This window comes from Marinobacter flavimaris (genome assembly GCF_002933295.1).
Lineage (GTDB): Bacteria > Pseudomonadota > Gammaproteobacteria > Pseudomonadales > Oleiphilaceae > Marinobacter > Marinobacter flavimaris.
Genome location: NZ_PSSW01000010.1, coordinates 23,766 through 40,789 on the forward strand (window position 1 = coordinate 23,766; position 17,024 = coordinate 40,789).

Consider the following 17,024-nt stretch of genomic DNA (forward strand, 5'->3'; position numbering starts at 1 on the left):
GGCACCCCCGTGACTAATCTGCTATTTTCCGCAAATTCCCGTTTCAGGACGAATGCTTCATCCAGGGTACAACCGCGCAGCCACGGGGGCTCACGCGGAGGGAAGCAAACCGTTCTTGTGAAGTACAAACAAGAGGCCGGGTTCAATGGCAACTACTGCAGAACAACCACGCGAACGTTTTACCAACTTCACCCCCTATGAAATGAAGAAGGGTGAAGAGTACATGAGTGCGGAAATGCTCCAGCACTTCAAAGATCTGCTGCTGCAATGGAAGCAGGAGCTGATGGAAGAAGTCGACCGCACCATGCACCACATGCAGGAAGACGCCGCAAATTACGCGGATCCCAGCGATCGCGCAACCCAGGAGGAAGAATTCAGCCTGGAGCTGCGTACCCGCGACCGCGAGCGGAAGCTGATCAAGAAGATTGACCAGACCATCGACCGCATCGACAAAGACGACTATGGCTTCTGCGATCAGTGTGGCGTGGAAATCGGTATCCGCCGTCTGGAAGCTCGACCAACAGCCACCCTGTGCATCGACTGCAAGACACTGGCCGAGATTCGCGAACGCCAGACCGGCATCTGAGCCTACTACGCAACAGCTGCCGGTTGGGGCTCTTCCCAGCCCCGCCGGCTGACTGACCGCCATGAACAACCCTCACTACCGGGGCCGGTTTGCGCCCTCTCCGACAGGCCCGCTGCACTTTGGCTCCCTCGTTACCGCACTTGCCAGCTTTCTGGAAGCCCGCAGCCAGGGCGGCCAGTGGTTTATCCGCATTGAAGACCTGGATCCTCTGAGAGAGCCGCCGGAGGCGACCGGCCAGATCATTGCCAGCCTTGACGCCCACGGGCTGTTTCCCGACGAGCCGGTACGCTTTCAATCCAGACGTCACGACGCCTATCAGCACGCCGTTAACCGGCTGCTTGAAAGCGGCTACGCGTATCGTTGCCAGTGCTCGCGCAAGGAATTGCAGGCCAATGAGGGGCGCCACCCGAACCAGTGCCGCACTCGCACAGAAATCGACGGTGACCGGCCATTCGCAATCCGCTTTGCCCTCGAAGACGAAGACTGCCACTGGCAGGACCAGCTGCTGGGACCCCAGCACCAGACGGTGCAAGCAGAGCTTGACGATCCGGTCATCCTCCGCAAGGAGGGGTTCTACGCCTATCAAATGGCGGTGGTGGTCGATGACATTGATCAGGGCATCACGGACGTGGTGCGTGGTTCGGATCTGCTGGACATGACGGCGCAGCAGCAACAGATTTATCGTGCCCTGGGTGCTCTTCCTCCACGCTGGCTTCACATCCCGGTCATACTCAACGCGCAGGGTCAGAAGCTGAGCAAGCAGACCCATGCGCCAGCTCTTGATGATGACAAGCCTGTCGACAACCTGTTCATGGCGCTCGTTGCTCTTGGTCAGAACCCGCCTGCCAACCTTGCCAGCGGTTCGCTGGATTCGCTGCTGGAGTGGGGCCGGAGTAACTGGCGACGGGGCGCCATCCACCTGACATCCCGGTGAGGGACATGGTATAAAGCCCTTCTCACACCTCAGCGCGGATAGCATGCCTGATGTATATCTACCGTCTGGTCTTCCTGTTGGTACTGGCCATCTATATCTTTTCTCCCAACATCCTTGACTGGTGGACTTCGCCGGGAAACGTCTGGTATAGCCCCTACCTTATCTGGGCCGGGCTGATCGCCATCGGTTTCTGGCTTGAATGGCGGCGGGACCCCAATGAGTTTTAGTCCCTCCGGCCTGCTGCTCGCCAGCCTCCTGTATCTGATTCTGCTGTTCGGCATCGCCTGGTTTACCGAAAAAGGCATGGTCCCCCGGCGCTGGGTTCGCCACCCCCTGGTTTATGTGCTCAGTCTGGGTGTCTATGCCGGCATATGGGCGGTCTACGGCGCGGTTGGTATGGCCGCCGAATCCGGCTACGGCTTTCTGGCTTACTATCTCGGCATCAGCGGCGCTTTCCTGCTGGCGCCTGTGCTTCTGAACCCGGTCATGAGGATCGGACGCGCCTATCAGCTCACGTCCCTCGCCGATCTGTTTGCCTACCGCTACCGAAGCCAGTGGGCTGGCACCCTGGTCACCCTCTGCTCCGGCGGGGCCATTCTGGCCTTGCTGAGCATGCAGATACAGGCCGTCGCCACCTCTGCCAGCATTCTTGCGCCGGACACATCGCCTGCGGTAATCAGCGTGATGTTCAGCTTGATCGTGGTGCTTTTCGCCATGCTATTCGGGGCAAGGCGCGACCAGAACTCGGAAAACCATCAGGGGCTGGTGCTGGCCATTGCTTTTGATTCGCTGGTGAAACTTGTGGCATTGCTGGTGCTCGGGGGCGTCATTCTCTTCGGGGTCTTTGACGGCATGAGCGGACTGGAAAGCTGGCTGGACAACCGGACGTCGCCAGCCACAACCATGACCCTGAGCATTGACGACGGCAGTTGGCGGGCACTGATGCTGATGTCCTTTGCTGCTGCTCTGGTACTGCCACACATGTACCACATGACCTTCAGCGAAAACCCCTCGCCCAAGGCCCTGGCAAAAGCCAGCTGGGGCCTGCCACTCTATCTGTTGCTGCTCGGCCTGCCGGTGCCCCTGATTCTCTGGGGAGGCCAGGAGCTGGCGGTGACCACAGGGCCCGGATTCTTTGCCATCGGGGCAGCCCAGGCCATGGAAAGCCCGGCACTGACACTGCTGATGTACATTGCCGGCCTGTCAGCGGCCAGCGGCCTGATGATCGTCAGCACCCTGGCACTGGCGGGCATGGCGTTGAACCACGTGGTGTTGCCCCTGAAAACCCCGAAAGACCAGGGCGATATCTACCGGTGGCTGCAGTGGATCAAGCGCCTGCTCATCGCCGTGATCATTTTCCTGGCGCTGCTGTTTCATGAAGTTGTCGGCAAAAACCTCGACCTGTCCATTCTCGGCGCCATTTCCCTCTCCGGCACTTTGCAACTGCTGCCCGGCGCCCTGGGCGTGATTTACTGGCCCGAGGGCAATCGCCGCGGCCTGATCGCCGGCCTTGTTGTCGGGCTGGCCATCTGGGTGGTGACGCTCGTGCTGCCATTCTCGCACACGGCCAATCTGCTGGCCTGGCTGGATGCGCCACTGATACCGGACTACAGCAACTGGCATATCTTCACGTTCGTAAGCCTGACTGCCAACATTACCGTGTTTGCGCTGATTTCCATCCTCAGCACCAGCACCAGTGAGGAGAACAGCGCAGCCCAGGCCTGCTCACTGGGCGCACTGTCCCGTCCGCAACGCCGTGAATTGCTGGCCACGTCCTCCAGTGACTTTGTGAGACAGTTAGCGGAGCCGCTGGGCTACGGTGTGGCGCGGCGAGAAGTGGAGCGGGCACTGGGCCAGTTGAAACTGCCCAATGTGGAGTATCGGCCGTACCAGCTCAGGCGACTGCGCGACCAGGTGGAAATAAACCTGTCTGGCCTGCTCGGCCCCTCCGTGGCCCGGGACATGGTCAAGCGCCATCTCGGCTTCAAGCCCATGGCCCAGGGCGGCACTGCCCAGGACATCCGCTATGTAGAACGCGCCCTCGGCGACTACCAGAACCGATTGACCGGCCTGGCCGGCGAGCTGGACAACCTGCGCCGGCATTACCGCCAGACCCTTCAGAACCTGCCGATTCCTGCCTGCTCCGTGGGCGAGGACGGTGAAATCCTGATGTGGAACCACGCCATGGAGGCGCTCACCGGCATCACCGCCGATGACGTGGTCGGTGCCAGGCTGATGGCACTGCCCGAGCACTGGCACCTGCTGCTTGATGACTTCAACCGTGGCCCGGACCTGCATCGCTACAAGCATCGCCTGGACCTGCGTGGCAAACCCCACTGGCTGAACCTCCACAAAGCGGCCCTGAGCGGACCGGACCACACCGAAGGTGGCAGCATTATCCTGGTCGAGGACCAGACCGAAACGCGGCTGCTTGAGGACGAACTGATGCACAGCGAACGGCTGGCATCGGTGGGAAGACTCGCCGCCGGTGTCGCCCACGAGATCGGGAACCCGGTCACCGGTATCTCATCCCTGGCCCAGAACCTGAAACTGGAAACCGACAACCCGGACATCCTGGACACCGCTGACCAGATCCAGCAGCAGACCCGGCGCATCTCTACCATTTTGCAGTCGCTGATGAACTTTGCCCGCACCGGCAATCATGCCCAGGCCAACCGGTACGAGCCGGTAGCGATTCATCGCTGTGTGGAAGAATCAATCAACCTGCTGTCGCTCAGCGACAAGGGCCTGGGCATTCACTATGTCAACGACTGCCCGCCCTCTTTGCAGGTGCTGGGAGATGAGCAGCGTCTGGTCCAGGTATTCGTCAACCTGCTGGCGAACGCCCGCGATGCCTCACCGGAAGGCGGTACCATCCGGGTCAGTGGAAAGGGCGATGGCTACTCCGCTATCATCGAGGTGGTTGATGAGGGCTCCGGTATTCCCGGGGATCAACTCGATCATATCTTCGAGCCGTTTTACACCACCAAGGCCCCCAACAAGGGAACCGGTCTTGGCCTGTCGCTGGTGTACAGCATTATTGAAGAGCACTATGGCAACGTTCAGGTGGAAAGCCCGGCTAATGCCGACACCGGCCGCGGAACCTGCGTGAGGCTGAGATTGCCAGCCTACGAACCGGAAACCGGCACTATTGCCATCAGCCAGAACCAAAGGTCTTGAGACTGTTATGCCTCGCATTCTGATCGTGGAAGACGAAGACATTATTCGCTCGGCAGTGCGCAAACTGTTGTTGCATGCCGGCTATGAGGTCGCCGATGCGGCCTCCGTTGAGGAAGCCGAACAGAACCACGAACCCGATCAGTTCGATCTGATCATTTCCGACCTGCGTCTGCCAGGCGCTGCGGGCACCGAACTGATCAATCGCGCACCCAACACGCCGGTGCTGATCATGACCAGCTATGCCAGCCTGAGATCAGCGGTGGACTCCATGAAAATGGGCGCCGTTGAGTACATCGCCAAACCGTTTGATCACGATGAAATGCTGGCCGCGGTCGAAAACATTCTGGCCCGGAAACCCGCCGGCCGGAACTCGGGTGACGACTCGGCACCAGCCCTGGAAACGCCGGAAAGCAGCGATCCTGCCAACATCATGTTCGGCCAGTGTGAGCCAATGCAGCGGGTGTTCACGCTGATCCGTAAAGTAGCACCGACAGAAACCACTGTCCTGATCCAGGGCGAATCAGGAACCGGCAAGGAGTTGGCGGCCCGCGCCCTGCACCTGCTCAGCCCGCGCGCTGCCAAGCCGCTGATTTCGGTCAACTGCGCGGCCATCCCCGAAAGCCTGATTGAATCGGAACTGTTCGGCCATGAAAAGGGCGCTTTCACCGGCGCGGTATCGGCCAGGACCGGCCTGATCGAGGCCGCCGATGGCGGCAGCCTGTTTCTGGACGAAATCGGCGAACTGCCGGCCGAAGCCCAGGCACGCCTGCTACGGGTTCTGCAAGAGAGCGAGATCCGGAAAGTCGGCTCCACCCAGAGCCGTACCGTCAACGTGCGGATGATTGCCGCCACCCACCGAAACCTCAAGGCCATGACGCGTACCGGGGAATTCCGGGAAGACCTCTACTACCGGTTGAACGTCATGCAGATCCGTATCCCGCCGCTGCGTGAGCGCCAGAGCGATATTCTGGGACTGGCCCGCCGCTTCCTGAAACGCCAGGGCGAGAGAATGGGCAAGCCCGATCTCAATCTAAGCCCCGAGGCGATGCGCGCCCTCGAACGCCATCGCTGGCCGGGAAACGTACGGGAACTGGAGAACGCCATTGAGCGCGCAACCATCCTGTGTGACGGCGACGTGATCACGCCCTCATTGCTGGACCTGGACAGCGAAGGCAGCGACGAATACATCCCCGAGACTCTCGTGGACGGCAACAACGAGCAGACACATACCCGGGAGGTGGACGCGTCCAACGATCTCTCCCTCGAAGATTACTTCCAGCATTTTGTTCTCGAGAACCAGGACCGCATGAGCGAGACAGAATTGGCGCAGAAACTGGGCATCAGCAGAAAATCGCTCTGGGAACGTCGCCAGCGTCTCGGCATACCCCGGAAAAAATCCTCTGGCAACTGAGTCCGGCATAGTATGAACCCGGGCTCAGTTGTTACCCCATGTTCCTGTCGGTAACACTCCTCACGAAAGTAACGTGACCTCAGTAACACTTAGGTTGAATACGGGGTAACACTTATGACCTACAAAATCGTAAGGCCCTGTTAATAAAAGAAATTCAAAAACTGGCACATGGACTGCAACCTATTTGGCGCACAACAACAAAAACAAGAGTGACAAAGCAGCGCCAACAACAAGAACAAAAAGCTGCAGGATGCGTTCGGTAACAAAAACAACAACAGAACGTAAGCGAACTGAGTGTTTTGGGTACTTTGCTTTTTAGTGGTCCCACGGCACGTGCGAGTTGTAGATGTAGAGAAGAATCACCTTCCAGGTGACGCTGCAGCTACCCAAGGCCCGCTCGATGTCTCTGACCGCTCTGTGTATTCAAAGCTTTCCGTTTGCACTGCTGAGATGCCCCTGAAGTGGGGATATGCAGTGGGGTACAAAAACCAAGAAAAATCCCGGCAAAAACAAAAACAATGCAGATCGTCAACGCTTTGAGGGCGGATTCGTGAAAACGGATCCGCCTTTTGATTATCTGGGCTCCAAAACGGTAATCCACGGCAAACGTGTGCAAATCCTGCTCAAACCGTTAAACTCTCGGTTTTTGCTCATCGCAACCACGGATTTCAATGCCTAAACGACTTGTCGACAAACTCCGTTCCTTCATGCCCGGCAACGGAAAAAAGAAAGCCCGCACCTACCAGCGACGGGAAATCCCCAGGGACCAGCACAACGTCTCCCGCTCGGTTATCAGCGAACCCGCCAAGAAAGTTCTGCATCGCCTGAACAAATCAGGCTATGAAGCATACCTCGTGGGCGGCGGCGTAAGAGACATCCTGCTGGGCGGCAAGCCCAAGGATTTCGACATCGCGACCAATGCCACCCCCGAGGAAGTGCACGACCTGTTCCGGAACTCCCGGTTGATCGGACGGCGATTCCGGATTGTCCACGTGGTGTTTGGCCGCGAGGTCATCGAGGTGACCACCTTCAGGGGCAACGCTGCCGAAGCAGACACCGACACCGATGATGACGATCGCAGGACCAGTGAACACGGCCTGCTTCTGCGTGACAACGTATACGGCAACCAGGAAGAAGACGCCCTGCGTCGGGACTTCACCGTCAATGCGCTTTACTACTGCATCCGCGACTTTACCGTAATCGACTTTGCCAACGGGATCGAGGATCTGCGCAACCGCCAGCTGCGACTGATTGGCGATCCCGAGACGCGGTACCGGGAAGACCCCGTGCGCATGCTTCGCGCTATCCGTTTTGCCGCCAAACTCGGCTTTGACATTGAACCGGAGACCGAGGCCCCGATCGGGGAACTGGCCCCTCTGTTAACCCATATTCCGCCGGCCCGCCTGTTTGATGAAGTGCTCAAACTGTTTTCCGCAGGCCATGGCGAAGCCACTTACGACCTTCTGACCCGTTACAATCTGCTGGAGCCTCTGTTCCCGGAGACGGTCAGAGCCATTGAGTCGGGTGAGCCGGACGAGCTGATCCGCCAGGCCCTGAGAAACACGGATGCCCGGATTGCCCAGGGCAAATCGGTCACGCCCTATTTCCTGTTTGCCGCCATGCTTTGGCCGGCACTTCAGGCAGAGTGGCATCGCAGGCAGGACAACGGTGACCCGGTCCAGCCCGCATTGCACGGCGCCATTGGAAAGGTGATTGGCCGTCAGGTGCAGGCAACCTCGATTCCGAAACGATTCTCTGGCCCGATGAAGGAGATCTGGGAACTTCAGATGCGACTGCCCCGACGCCAGGGCAAGCGGGCCTTTGCCACCATGACTCATCCACGGTTCCGGGCCGCTTACGATTTCCTGCTGGTTCGCGAGGCGTCTGGTGAGATTGAGCCCGGGCTTGGCCAATGGTGGACCGAGTTCCAGCAGGAAGATGAACGGGGCCAGGAGCGAATGCTCTCACAACTGAGCACCGACGCCCCCAAGAAGCGGCGGCGCCGCCGCAAACCGGTCAAACGCCCAGCCCAGTAATGATGACAGACGTCTTTATCGGTCTTGGCAGCAATCTGAAAGACCCTGCAGCCCAATTGGCCCGGGCAGTCTCGGCCCTGGCCAACCTGCCGGAGACGGTACTGGTGGCCCAATCGCCCTTTTATGCCAGCCGCCCGGTCGGCCCCCAGGACCAGCCTGACTTCGTCAACGGCGCGGTATGGCTTAGAACCTCCCTACTACCACACCAACTGCTTGACGAACTGCAGAACGTCGAACAACAGCATGGCCGGGAGAGACTTCGCCACTGGGGACCCCGAACGCTTGATCTGGACATACTGATCTTCGGCGATCAGATGTTGGACGACGAGCGCCTCACCGTACCTCATCGGGAACTGCGGAACCGGGACTTTGCGCTCCAGCCTCTGCTGGACCTGAAGGCCGGCCTGACTCTGCCCGACGGCACACCGATTGCCAAACTGCGTCGCCAATGCCCCGACAACGGCTTGCGCAAGCTTCCACCGGCGGATTACCCTTAACACTTCAATGCCGACACCCCGGCACGCCCAGGCCCATCCACCCAAAAGGCAAGGATTCTATGGCTGTTACCATCAATACCCTGCGTGAGTTCAAGCAGAAGGGCGAAGCCTTCGCTGCCCTTACCTCCTATGACGCCACCTTTTCCCAGGTGGTCAGTGAAGCGGGCGTTCACGTAATCCTTATCGGCGACTCCCTCGGGATGGTGCTTCAGGGGCATGACAGCACCCTGCCGGTGACCATGGACCAGATGGTGTATCACGTCAGCTGCGTGGCCAAAGGAAACCGTGGGTCCCTGATCATGGCCGACATGCCCTTCATGAGCTACGGCACGGTCGAGTCTGCCCTGGAGAACGCAGCGGAACTGATGCGCGCGGGCGCGCACATGGTAAAACTCGAGGGCACGGACTGGATGAAAGAAACCATTACTGCTCTGACCGAGCGCGCCGTGCCCGTGTGCGCACATCTGGGCCTCACGCCGCAATTCGTCAATAAATTTGGCGGCTACAAGGTCCAGGGCCGTGACGAGAAAGCGGCGGAGATGATGATTGAGCACGCCTGCGAACTGGAAGCCGCCGGCGCCGATGCCATCCTGCTGGAGTGCGTTCCCGCGCCGCTGGCGGCACGCATCTCCCAAGCCGTCAAAGCACCGGTCATCGGGATAGGTGCCGGGCCAGACACCGACGGACAGATTCTGGTATTGCACGATATGCTGGGCATTACCACTGGCCGTAAGCCACGATTCGTCAAGAACTTCCTGGCTGAAACAGATTCGGTACAGGAAGCCCTCCAGGCCTACGTGAAAGCCGTAGGCGAGCGCTCATTCCCCGCTGAGGAGCATACGTTCAAGGCATGAGAACTGTACATTCTTTGAAAGAATTGAGAACCATCCTCCGCGGCTACCGGCAGCAGGGCAAAACCATCGGCCTGGTACCCACCATGGGCAACCTGCACGAGGGCCATATCTCCCTCGTGCGCAAAGCAGCGGAGATGGCGGATGTGGTGGTTACCAGCATCTTCGTGAACCCGATGCAGTTCGGAGCCGGCGAAGATCTCGAGACCTACCCGAGAACCCTGGCTGAAGACCAGGACAAGCTCGCCTCGGCCGGTAACACACTGGTATTCGCGCCTTCCGCCGAGGAAATCTATCCGGAAGGGCTGGCAAGTCAGACCCAGGTGGTCGTGCCGGATGTCAGCGACGGCCACTGTGGCGCCAGTCGCCCGGGTCACTTTGAGGGCGTAGCCACGGTGGTCACCATGCTGTTCAATATGGTGCAGCCGGACTTCGCTGTATTCGGCGAGAAGGATTTTCAGCAACTGGCCGTGATCCGGAAAATGGTCCGGGATCTGATGATCCCTGTTGATGTGGTGGGCGGCCCCACGGTGAGAGAGGACGACGGCCTGGCGAAAAGCTCGCGCAATGGTTACCTGACGCCCGAGGAACGGCAGATTGCGCCAGCGGTCTACCAGACTCTGCAGGCCACGGCGGCCAAGATCACCGATGGTCGTACAGACTTCCAGGCCCTGGAAAGCGAAGCTGAGCAGAGTCTCGGGGACGCAGGGCTCAGGCCGGACTACTTCAATATCGTCAACAGTCAGACACTCAAACCGGCCACGGCTGAAGATCGGGAGATTACCATCCTGACGGCAGCTTTCCTGGGCACCACCCGCTTGATCGATAACCTGTCCCTGACCCGATAAGCCAACAGAAAAGGAACCTCTGATGCCCGCACATCCTGAAGTACTGACCTCGAAACCCGAATGGCAGACACTGAAGGAACATCGGCAACGCCTGGACGGCGTTCTCATGAAGGACCTGTTCAACCAGGATCCCGGGCGGGCAAAGCGTTATTTCATTGAAGGCGCAGGGCTGTCACTGGATTTTTCCAAGAATCGGATCACTGACGACGTGCTCGACGCGCTTCTGGCACTGGCCAGCAGCTGTAACCTGGAAGCACGGCGGGAGGCCTTGCTCAGCGGAAAGAGAGTCAACGTTACCGAAGATCGCCCTGCCCTGCACACGGCATTGCGCAACCCGGGAACCGACGCCATCACCGTTGACGGCGAAAACGTGGTCGCCGAGGTGCAGCGCACCCTGCAACGCATGGAAACCCTGGTGGAGGAGGTGTTGGGCCAACACCGCACCGGGTACACCGGCAAACCTTTCACCGATGTGGTAAGCATCGGTATCGGCGGCTCCTACCTGGGCCCGAAGCTGGTTGGCGAAGCCCTTCAACCTTACGCCCAGGCCGGCATTCGCTGCCATTACGTGGCCAACATTGATGGCACCGAGATTTGCGAGGCTCTGCGCCAGGTCAATCCGGAAACCACTCTGTTCCTGATCCAGTCCAAGTCATTCCGCACGCAGGAAACCCTCGAGAACAGTAAAGTCGCAAAACAGTGGTTTCTGGATCATTGCGGGGATGAACAGGCCGTCTCGCAGCATTTCATGGCCGTGACGGCCAATGTGCCGGCGGCGCAGGACTTCGGTATCGATCCGGAGAACGTCTTCCCGATGTGGGACTGGGTCGGCGGCCGTTATTCACTGTGGTCAGCCATCGGCCTGCCCATTGCCTTTAGCGTTGGCATGACCAACTTCCGGGCCCTGCTGGCCGGCGCCCATGCCATGGACCAGCACTTTCGTGAAGCGCCGCTGGCAAAGAATCTGCCGGTGGTTATGGCCATGCTGGGCATCTGGTACACCAATTTCTGGGCAGCCGAGACCCACGCGATACTGCCCTACGATCATTACCTGCGCAGCCTGCCAGACCACCTCCAGCAGCTGGATATGGAAAGCAACGGCAAGAGCGTTACGCAAGCGGGCACCCCACTCGCCTGGCAGTCCGGCCCGGTGATCTGGGGCGGCGTCGGTGCCAATGGCCAGCACGCCTATCACCAACTGATCCACCAGGGCACCCGCCTGATTCCGGCGGACTTCATCATACCTCTGAAAACCCACAATCCGGTGGCCACCCATCACGCCGACCTGTTTGCCAACTGCCTCAGCCAGTCCAGGGCCATGATGGCCGGAAAATCACTGGAAGAAGCCAGGGCCGAGCTGAAAGCCGAAGGACGGGATGAAAGCGAGATTGAACAGCTTGCGCCACACAAGGTGATCCCAGGCAACAAGCCAAGTAACACGCTGACCATGGAGAAGGTGACACCCGAGACTGTGGGCGCGTTGATCGCGCTCTACGAGCACCGCACCTTTGTGCAGGGGGTTATCTGGGACGTGGATTCGTTTGACCAATGGGGTGTGGAACTCGGCAAGCAACTGGGTAAAGGCATCCTGCCGCGGCTATTGGGCGAGGAAGATGGCACCCAGGCCAGCGACAGCTCGACCGATCACCTCATCGAGCTGTTCCGCTCAACCGGCAGCGTGTGAAATCTGCCGACCCTGCCAGCTGAAGCCCACCGGCCAGAGCTTCTGGCCAGTGTCGTACTCCCGCCATAGCTGGCCATAGGTTTTGCCGCACACCGGGTGCTCTGCTTCAGGCGCTATGTCGGCCAGTGGCCGAAGCACGAAAGCGTTTTTCAGGATTTCACCCCTTGGCAGTTCAACGCCATCGATGCGCCCGACGGCACTGCCATAGGTGAGAATATCGAGGTCCAGCGTTCGCGCACTGAATTTAGGCACATCCCGACGCCGGCCGTTGTCCGCCTCCAACTGTTTGAAACGCTTCGAAAGCTCGGCAACCGACAGGGACGTATCCACGCCCACTACGAGGTTCAGGAAGGGCGAGCCATCAAACCCGACCGCTTCGCTGTCGTAGACCGGGGAGATAATCAGCTCGCCAAACCATGCCGAGAGCGCATCGAGCGCTGCCCTGACGTAGCGTTCCCTGTCGACATTGCTGCCAATACTGATGTAAACCCGAACGGCCGCTGCCATCACCGGACTCCCCTCTCGATTTGCACACCCACCGCCTGTGCCGTAGGTACGGCCCCCGGCTTGCGTATCGCCAACCGAAGCCACGTGATGCCAAATTCATCCTGCAAGGCTCTGGCGAGCACCTCAGCGCCGTGCTCAAGCAGTTGCGGCCTGAGTGCCTGCAGACAGGTCTCCACCCGAGCACTGACGGCCGCATAATCCAGGGCATCGGCGACATCGTCTGTTCGACCCGGCACCCGGTTATCCCAGGCCATTTCCAGATCGACCACCAGGTTCTGGGTGACTTCCCGCTCCCAGTCATAAACGCCGACCACAGTTTCCACAACGAGGCCTTCGATCAATACAGTGTCTGCCAAGGGTACTCCGGAGTTCTTCCACTCTTTGGTGATTGAATAACGCACAACCAGGGGATACTGTGAAGAGCATGGCCCGCGTTTTCAGGGCGGGCATTTTCGCACATATTGGTTGTATACGTCTTTGCTTCCGAGCCCACAGCATGTTTCCCAGTGACCCGGTTTTAACGGTTTTACTCTGCGCCGCCGCTTACCTGGCAGGTTCAGTGCTGTTTGCCCTGCCGGTCTGCCAACTCTGGAAACTCCCGGACCCACGGGCGCAGGGTTCAGGCAATCCCGGCGCCACGAATGTCTACCGAACCGGCGGATGGCCGCCAGCGCTACTCACGCTTGCGCTGGATGCCGCGAAAGGCTGGTTACCCGTTTGGCTGGCCCATGCCGCCGGTCTTTCCGTAATGGTTCAGGCTGTCGTTGCCCTGTTCGCCGTCACCGGCCACATGATCCCGATCTTCTATCGATTCAAGGGTGGAAAAGGGGTCGCGACGGCGCTCGGGGCCGGTCTTGCGCTGGCGCCGGTCACAACGCTGCTGATGGCCGCTATCTGGATGCTGGTAATCTGGCGCTGGCGAATATCCGCCCTCGCCTCACTGATAGCCATTGTCTGCGGCCCGCTGATCAGCGCCTTCCTTGAACCGGAAACCCTGCCACTGTTCGGCCTGCTCGCACTTTTGATTGTGGTTCGCCACCGCAACAACCTCATCCGGCTCGCCCAGGGACGGGAAGCCGGACTTTAACGATCAGTCCACCAGACCGGTTGAACGAGGTTCGTTAATGGGCGGCAGCGTGTTCATTGGCCACCGGGGCACTGCTACAATCCGCTCGCCGTCCTGCTGGCCGGCCTTCATGCGCTGGGCACCGGCGTAGGCGATCATTGCACCGTTATCCGTACAGAATTCCGGCCGGGCGTAGAAAACGTGGGCTTTGAGTTTGTCGGCCATTTTTTCCAGGCCCGCCCGTAACCGTTTATTGGCGCTCACCCCTCCGGCTATGACCAGCCGCTTGCAGCCTGTCTGCTCCAGGGCCCGGCGGCATTTGATAGTGAGCGTATCGACCACGGCAGCCTCGAACGCCAGGGCAATATCCGCCCGGGTCTGGTCCGTCAGCCCCTCCGCCTCACGAGCAGCATTCACGGTATTGAGCGTGAAGGTTTTCAGGCCGCTGAAGCTGAAATCCAGGCCGGGACGGTCGGTCATCGGCCTCGGGAACCGATAACGGCCCTCTGTGCCTTTTTCCGCCAGCGCTGCCACCCGCGGGCCACCCGGGTAGTCCAGACCGAGCATCTTGGCGGTCTTGTCAAAGGCCTCACCCGCGGCGTCGTCTACTGATTCTCCCAGCATTTCGTATTCGCCAATACCATCAACCCTTACCAACTGGGTATGGCCACCCGAAACAAGCAGTGCAACGAAGGGAAACGCGGGTGGATTATCCTCCAGCATGGGCGCCAGAAGGTGGCCCTCCATGTGATGCACACCGAGCACCGGCACTCCAAGGGCAAACCCCAGCGAATGGGCAACCGCGCCCCCAACCATGAGCGCGCCGACCAGGCCCGGACCCGCGGTGTAGGCAATTCCCTCTATATCGGCACGGCCTTTACCGGCATCCGAAAGCACCTGATCGCAGAGGGGCAGGAGCTTGCGAACGTGGTCACGGGACGCCAGTTCAGGGACGACACCCCCGTAATCAGCATGCATGTCGATCTGGCTGAACAGGGCGTGCCCCAGAAGGGCCGCTTCCGTGTCGTAAAGCGCTACACCAGTCTCGTCGCAAGAGGTTTCGATACCTAGAATCAGCATAATTTCGGGCCACATTGGTTGGCAGAAATGAAAACGACGCGCATTTTAGCAGAAACCCGAAACCCACTGGCAGATTCATCGAACAAACATTGACCTTGCCATAACGCAGGCGCTATCATTGCCGCCCTAAAATATGCACTGGTCGAGTTTTAGCCAATCTGACCAGGAATCGAGAACCGGTCTGGCCTCGCCAGACGGACAAAATTGAAACCGAATCTATCAGGTAGGTGATTTTCGAATGCCAGCTGTTAAAGTGAAAGAGAATGAACCGTTTGACGTAGCACTGCGTCGCTTCAAGCGTTCCTGCGAGAAAGCGGGTGTACTTTCCGAAGTACGTCGTCGTGAGCACTACGAGAAGCCGACCGCTGTTCGTAAGCGCAAAGCAGCCGCTGCCGTTAAGCGTCATCTCAAGAAGCTTCAGCGGGAACAGCGCAAGTTCGAGCGTCTGTACTAAGTTTTATCTGACGCCGCTTGACTGCAAAGCACTGATTGCCTGTACAGCCGCAGGCTGCACAGAGCGACTCAAAAATGCCGCCGAGGCCTGGCTTCGGCGGCATTTTTGGCTATTGGCCAACTCCGATGAAGGCCTGATGTGGAGCCCCCATGAGCGGACTGATCCCTCAACAGTTTGTTGAAAACCTGCTGGATCGTATCGACCTGGCGGAACTGATCGGTTCACGCATCACGCTCAAGAAGGCCGGCGCTAACTACAAGGCCTGCTGCCCGTTCCACGACGAGAAAACACCCTCGTTCAACGTTCGGCCAGACAAGGGCTTTTACCATTGCTTCGGGTGCGGCGCCCATGGCGATGCCATCAGCTTTGTCAGGGAGTTTGAAGGCCTGGGTTTTACCGAGGCGGTAGAGGAACTGGCCAAGCGGGTTGGTCTCGAAGTGCCCTACGACCGGGCGGCAAAACAGGAAATCCAGCAGGCGCGAACGCTGACCGATGCACTGGACTTTGCCAGTCGCTTCTATCAATCAGCGCTCAAAGGTCAGCAAGGTGCCTACGCACGGGACTACCTGCAACAAAGGGGTCTGGATAACGCCATCATCGAGCAGTACCAGGTGGGCTATGCGCCCTCCACCAGCACGGCGCTGTTTGATGTTGCCAGCAAGGACCTGCAGGGTCCGCTGATTGAAACCGGCACGGTTTCCGACAAGTACGGCAAACCCAGGGACCTGTTCCGCAACCGGGTGATGTTCCCGATTCGCAATAGCCGGGGCAGAACCGTGGCATTCGGCGGCCGCACCCTGGGCGACGACAAGGCGAAATACATCAACTCCCCGGAGTCGGATGTGTTTCACAAGAGCCGCGAGATTTACGGGCTTTTCGAGGCCAAACAGGCCATCCGGCAGCTGGACAAGCTGCTGGTGGTTGAAGGCTACATGGATGTGATCGCCCTCGCCCAGCACGGCATTCACTATGCGGTTGCGACGCTGGGCACAGCAACGAACCAGGACAGTCTCACAGCGTTATTGAAGCAGGTCAGACACATCGTGTTCTGCTTTGACGGCGACCAGGCGGGCTTCCGGGCCGCGGACAAGGCCATGGAAAACGCACTGGAACTTATGGCCGATGGCCTTCACCTCCAGTTCCTGATGCTGCCCCAGGGCGAGGACCCGGACACCCTCGTGCGCAAGGAGGGGCCGGAAGCGTTCCAGAAGCGCATTGAAGGGGCAACGCCTCTGTCCCGCTATCTGTTTGATCGGCAGAGTGAAGGGCTGGACCTGCAACTGCCAGAGCATCGGGGCGAATTGCGAGCCAGGGTCGAACCGCTGCTCAACAAGATGCCCAGAAGCACCCTCCGGGATGCCATGTGGCACGAAATGCTCCGCCTTTGTGGTGGCCGGAACCAGTGGCAGAGCCGCCAGCAGGGGCAGAAAGGGCGCTGGAACGGCGAGCGACGGGATCGGGTGTCCGAGGATCGAATTGATGTGAAACTCAGCAAGGACAGCATTCTGTGCCTTGCCCTACTGGAAGCACCGGACCTGGCTACCGAGGTCACCGAGCTGGCCCGCAGCTCCCGACAATTCAATCAGGCCCGGAATTTTGCCGAGTGGATTCTGGCAAACGACATCCGGGACAGGAAAACCCTGGTGCGTACGCTGGCACTGGACAGGGACGCTCGTGAGCGCTTCTACCACCTGTTTGACGGGATCGAGCATATTCCTGCGCGGGAAAGCACACTGGCCGCCGCCCGTGAGCTTCTGAGCCCGAACGAAGAGGCATCCCGCCAGCAGCGGCTTGCCACACTATTGAGAAATCTGTCGAACCTCACAAGCGAGGAACGACAGGAGCTGAGGGCCCTGAGCAGCGGCACCGGGGACTAGCAGCACTTGAAAC

The 17,024-nt window shown here is 59.4% G+C and carries 17 protein-coding genes; 14 read left to right on the forward strand and 3 right to left on the reverse strand.

The genetic code is table 11. The annotated features are described in order from the left end of the window. Positions 1 to 145: 145 nt before the first annotated feature. The 11 genes from dksA to pgi all read left to right on the forward strand — a co-directional run bounded on the left by dksA (position 146) and on the right by pgi (position 12,027). Positions 146 to 586 (forward strand): RNA polymerase-binding protein DksA, encoded by a 441-nt coding sequence (dksA, locus tag MDHKLMBL_RS16485; protein WP_008173182.1) that lies wholly within the window; start codon positions 146 to 148, stop codon positions 584 to 586. A 61-nt stretch (positions 587 to 647) separates the two neighbouring features. Then, positions 648 to 1,520: a tRNA glutamyl-Q(34) synthetase GluQRS gene (gene gluQRS, locus MDHKLMBL_RS16490; RefSeq protein ID WP_008173183.1), complete on the forward strand. Its 873-nt coding sequence runs from the start codon at positions 648 to 650 to the stop codon at positions 1,518 to 1,520. Positions 1,521 to 1,570: 50 nt separating this feature from the next. Next, complete coding sequence (locus tag MDHKLMBL_RS21020) at positions 1,571 to 1,747, forward strand: hypothetical protein (protein ID WP_008173184.1); 177 nt, start codon at positions 1,571 to 1,573, stop codon at positions 1,745 to 1,747. Then, the gene (locus MDHKLMBL_RS16495) at positions 1,737 to 4,700 is read left to right on the forward strand and encodes an ATP-binding protein (RefSeq protein WP_014575918.1); all 2,964 of its coding nucleotides are present in this window, start codon (positions 1,737 to 1,739) and stop codon (positions 4,698 to 4,700) included. Before MDHKLMBL_RS21020 ends, MDHKLMBL_RS16495 begins: the two co-directional genes overlap by 11 nt. A 7-nt stretch (positions 4,701 to 4,707) precedes the next feature. Beyond that, complete coding sequence (locus MDHKLMBL_RS16500; RefSeq protein ID WP_008169641.1) at positions 4,708 to 6,111, forward strand: sigma-54-dependent transcriptional regulator; 1,404 nt, start codon at positions 4,708 to 4,710, stop codon at positions 6,109 to 6,111. Between the two features lie 469 nt (positions 6,112 to 6,580). Further along, positions 6,581 to 6,790, forward strand: a complete 210-nt coding sequence (locus MDHKLMBL_RS16505; RefSeq protein WP_062782780.1) for a hypothetical protein — start codon at positions 6,581 to 6,583, stop codon at positions 6,788 to 6,790. Further along, positions 6,783 to 8,147 carry a polynucleotide adenylyltransferase PcnB gene (gene pcnB / locus MDHKLMBL_RS16510; RefSeq protein WP_053114249.1) on the forward strand — a complete coding sequence of 455 codons (1,365 nt, stop codon included), beginning with the start codon at positions 6,783 to 6,785 and terminating at the stop codon, positions 8,145 to 8,147. Before MDHKLMBL_RS16505 ends, pcnB begins: the two co-directional genes overlap by 8 nt. Next, on the forward strand, positions 8,147 to 8,644 hold the full coding sequence (gene folK, locus MDHKLMBL_RS16515) for a 2-amino-4-hydroxy-6-hydroxymethyldihydropteridine diphosphokinase (protein ID WP_008169650.1): 498 nt from the start codon (positions 8,147 to 8,149) through the stop codon (positions 8,642 to 8,644). Before pcnB ends, folK (MDHKLMBL_RS16515) begins: the two co-directional genes overlap by 1 nt. A gap of 59 nt (positions 8,645 to 8,703) precedes the next feature. Continuing rightward, positions 8,704 to 9,498, forward strand: coding sequence for a 3-methyl-2-oxobutanoate hydroxymethyltransferase (panB, locus tag MDHKLMBL_RS16520; protein ID WP_008169652.1), 795 nt, complete (start codon positions 8,704 to 8,706; stop codon positions 9,496 to 9,498). After that, positions 9,495 to 10,343, forward strand: coding sequence for a pantoate--beta-alanine ligase (panC, locus tag MDHKLMBL_RS16525; protein WP_053114245.1), 849 nt, complete (start codon positions 9,495 to 9,497; stop codon positions 10,341 to 10,343). Before panB ends, panC begins: the two co-directional genes overlap by 4 nt. Positions 10,344 to 10,365: 22 nt before the next feature. Further along, positions 10,366 to 12,027 (forward strand): glucose-6-phosphate isomerase, encoded by a 1,662-nt coding sequence (gene pgi, locus MDHKLMBL_RS16530; RefSeq protein WP_104271513.1) that lies wholly within the window; start codon positions 10,366 to 10,368, stop codon positions 12,025 to 12,027. On the opposite strand, the gene folK (MDHKLMBL_RS16535) is transcribed toward pgi, so the two are convergent. Both folK (MDHKLMBL_RS16535) and folB read right to left on the reverse strand, forming a co-directional pair. Beyond that, positions 12,010 to 12,534 carry a 2-amino-4-hydroxy-6-hydroxymethyldihydropteridine diphosphokinase gene (gene folK / locus MDHKLMBL_RS16535; RefSeq protein WP_008169659.1) on the reverse strand — a complete coding sequence of 175 codons (525 nt, stop codon included), beginning with the start codon at positions 12,532 to 12,534 and terminating at the stop codon, positions 12,010 to 12,012. The two genes, pgi and folK (MDHKLMBL_RS16535), sit on opposite strands and share 18 nt — an antisense overlap. Further along, positions 12,534 to 12,890, reverse strand: a complete 357-nt coding sequence (gene folB / locus MDHKLMBL_RS16540) for a dihydroneopterin aldolase (protein WP_008169661.1) — start codon at positions 12,888 to 12,890, stop codon at positions 12,534 to 12,536. The genes folK (MDHKLMBL_RS16535) and folB overlap by 1 nt, the downstream gene beginning before the upstream one ends. Before the next feature lie 140 nt (positions 12,891 to 13,030). On the opposite strand from folB, the gene plsY reads away from it, so the two are divergent. Then, on the forward strand, positions 13,031 to 13,621 hold the full coding sequence (plsY, locus tag MDHKLMBL_RS16545; protein ID WP_104271581.1) for a glycerol-3-phosphate 1-O-acyltransferase PlsY: 591 nt from the start codon (positions 13,031 to 13,033) through the stop codon (positions 13,619 to 13,621). A 3-nt stretch (positions 13,622 to 13,624) separates the two neighbouring features. Here plsY and tsaD read toward each other — a convergent pair whose 3' ends face one another. After that, complete coding sequence (tsaD, locus tag MDHKLMBL_RS16550) at positions 13,625 to 14,680, reverse strand: tRNA (adenosine(37)-N6)-threonylcarbamoyltransferase complex transferase subunit TsaD (RefSeq protein ID WP_104271583.1); 1,056 nt, start codon at positions 14,678 to 14,680, stop codon at positions 13,625 to 13,627. Positions 14,681 to 14,918: 238 nt separating this feature from the next. Between tsaD and rpsU the strand changes: the two genes are divergently transcribed. Both rpsU and dnaG read left to right on the forward strand, forming a co-directional pair. Beyond that, on the forward strand, positions 14,919 to 15,134 hold the full coding sequence (gene rpsU / locus MDHKLMBL_RS16555; RefSeq protein ID WP_007153483.1) for a 30S ribosomal protein S21: 216 nt from the start codon (positions 14,919 to 14,921) through the stop codon (positions 15,132 to 15,134). Positions 15,135 to 15,283: 149 nt separating this feature from the next. Further along, positions 15,284 to 17,011, forward strand: a complete 1,728-nt coding sequence (gene dnaG / locus MDHKLMBL_RS16560) for a DNA primase (protein ID WP_104271515.1) — start codon at positions 15,284 to 15,286, stop codon at positions 17,009 to 17,011. Positions 17,012 to 17,024: the final 13 nt, after the last annotated feature.

What these genes read in the sequence shown, in the direction of transcription:
- MDHKLMBL_RS21020 (WP_008173184.1), top strand. Translation starts at nt 1,571, where the DNA reads ATGTATATCTACCGTCTGGTCTTCCTGTTGGTACTGGCCATCTATATC.
- MDHKLMBL_RS16505 (WP_062782780.1), top strand. Translation starts at nt 6,581, where the DNA reads ATGCAGTGGGGTACAAAAACCAAGAAAAATCCCGGCAAAAACAAAAAC.
- plsY (WP_104271581.1), top strand. Translation starts at nt 13,031, where the DNA reads ATGTTTCCCAGTGACCCGGTTTTAACGGTTTTACTCTGCGCCGCCGCT.
- dnaG (WP_104271515.1), top strand. Translation starts at nt 15,284, where the DNA reads ATGAGCGGACTGATCCCTCAACAGTTTGTTGAAAACCTGCTGGATCGT.
- tsaD (WP_104271583.1), bottom strand. Translation starts at nt 14,680, where the DNA reads ATGCTGATTCTAGGTATCGAAACCTCTTGCGACGAGACTGGTGTAGCG.
- rpsU (WP_007153483.1), top strand. Translation starts at nt 14,919, where the DNA reads ATGCCAGCTGTTAAAGTGAAAGAGAATGAACCGTTTGACGTAGCACTG.
- dksA (WP_008173182.1), top strand. Translation starts at nt 146, where the DNA reads ATGGCAACTACTGCAGAACAACCACGCGAACGTTTTACCAACTTCACC.
- folK (WP_008169659.1), bottom strand. Translation starts at nt 12,534, where the DNA reads ATGGCAGCGGCCGTTCGGGTTTACATCAGTATTGGCAGCAATGTCGAC.
- MDHKLMBL_RS16495 (WP_014575918.1), top strand. Translation starts at nt 1,737, where the DNA reads ATGAGTTTTAGTCCCTCCGGCCTGCTGCTCGCCAGCCTCCTGTATCTG.
- gluQRS (WP_008173183.1), top strand. Translation starts at nt 648, where the DNA reads ATGAACAACCCTCACTACCGGGGCCGGTTTGCGCCCTCTCCGACAGGC.
- folK (WP_008169650.1), top strand. Translation starts at nt 8,147, where the DNA reads ATGATGACAGACGTCTTTATCGGTCTTGGCAGCAATCTGAAAGACCCT.
- panC (WP_053114245.1), top strand. Translation starts at nt 9,495, where the DNA reads ATGAGAACTGTACATTCTTTGAAAGAATTGAGAACCATCCTCCGCGGC.
- MDHKLMBL_RS16500 (WP_008169641.1), top strand. Translation starts at nt 4,708, where the DNA reads ATGCCTCGCATTCTGATCGTGGAAGACGAAGACATTATTCGCTCGGCA.
- pgi (WP_104271513.1), top strand. Translation starts at nt 10,366, where the DNA reads ATGCCCGCACATCCTGAAGTACTGACCTCGAAACCCGAATGGCAGACA.
- pcnB (WP_053114249.1), top strand. Translation starts at nt 6,783, where the DNA reads ATGCCTAAACGACTTGTCGACAAACTCCGTTCCTTCATGCCCGGCAAC.
- panB (WP_008169652.1), top strand. Translation starts at nt 8,704, where the DNA reads ATGGCTGTTACCATCAATACCCTGCGTGAGTTCAAGCAGAAGGGCGAA.